The organism is Roseomonas rosulenta (assembly GCF_016106005.1).
GTDB lineage: Bacteria > Pseudomonadota > Alphaproteobacteria > Acetobacterales > Acetobacteraceae > Neoroseomonas > Neoroseomonas rosulenta.
Map to the genome: position 1 here is coordinate 1 of NZ_JACADR010000528.1, position 1,378 is coordinate 1,378.

1 protein-coding gene is annotated in these 1,378 nt (G+C 68.1%); it reads right to left on the minus strand.

Annotation, left to right across the window (positions count from 1 at the left end; translation table 11 throughout):
• Positions 1-269 precede the first annotated feature (269 nt).
• Positions 270-1,298, minus strand: a complete 1,029-nt coding sequence (locus tag HW578_RS26580) for an IS110 family RNA-guided transposase (RefSeq protein ID WP_198373700.1) — start codon at positions 1,296-1,298, stop codon at positions 270-272.
• Positions 1,299-1,378 lie beyond the last annotated feature (80 nt).

Genomic DNA, 1,378 nt, shown 5'->3' on the forward strand with positions numbered 1-1,378 from the left:
GGCCCACTAAACGTATGGCCCGCCCCGTCCGCAAGAGGTTTCGCGATCCTGCCTGGTCAGTCTACGCCAACGTATCCGGTCTCAGGGCGGAGCCCTGGCCAAGATGGAGATCCGCGCGTTCCGGTCCTCATAAATTCCGCGGCGTCGAGCGCCATTTTAGTGGCCAGGATTCCGGAACGCCGTTCGACTGTCAGGCCATCTCGGTTCCACCACCCGCAGACCTCGTCAGCCGCCCGCGCCGGGTGAACGCGGCCGGCCGATCTCGTGCTCTACGCCGCCTTGGCGACCTGCACCTCGAACGGCTTCCCGCTGTGCAGCACCGCGCAGACGATCCGCGCCAGCTTGGCGGCGAGCGCCACCACCACGGTGTTCATATGCGCCCTGGCCAGGAGGCTGCGCAGCCAGGCGCCGAGCGGTGTCTCGCCCTTTGACAGCATCGGCAGCGCGGCACGGGCGCCATGGATCAGCATCCTGCGCAGGTAGACGTTGCCGCGCTTGCTGATGCCGAGCAGCTTCGGTTTGCCGCCGGTGGTCGCCTGCCTCGGTACAAGGCCCAGCCAAGCTGCCAAGTCACGAGCACGCCCGAAGGTCTCCGCCTTGCTCATCGCGGCCACCAGGGCCGTCGCGTTCAGCGGCCCGATGCCGGGGATCGTTGTCAGCAGCCGCGCCGTCTCATCCGAACGAGCCTGTTCCGCAAACTCCTCATCGAAGGCCAGGATGCGGCGGTCGAGTGCCTGCCACTCGGCGCACATGTCCTCGATCAGCCGCCGGGTCCGGGGGCTCAGCGTGACCTGCTCTGCGGCCAGCAGCGTCTGGAGGTGCAGTTCCAGCTTGCGCCGTCCCTGGGCGACGGCGATCCCGCGCTCGAGCAGGAAGGCCCGCAGCTGGTTGATCAGCGCCGTCCGCTCCCCCACCAGCCTGTCGCGCGCGCGGTGGAGGCTCTGCATGTCCAGCTGCGTCTCGCTCTTCAGCTCGACGAACCGCATCGTCGGCCGCGTCGCAGCCTCGGCGATCGCCTCCGCATCCCGGTCATCATTCTTCTGGGCCTTCACATAGGGCTGGACGTATTCGGGCGACATCAGCCGGACCGTGTGGCCCTGCTCCCGCAGCGTGCGGCCGAGATGATGCGCGCCGCAGCACGCCTCCATCGCCATCACGCAACTCGGCAGTCCTGCCGCGAGCTTCACGACGCCCTGCCGCGGCAGCCGCCGGCGCAGGATCACCCGCCCGCTCCCGTCCAGCCCCACCACGCTGCAGCTGTTCTTGCCCAGGTCGATCCCAAGAACCGTGATGTGCATCGCTCCAACTCCCATCCCTCTGCTGGCCTGCCAGCCTAACGCGGCAGGAAAGAGGGGCGGGCCATCCCATAAATTCCGCC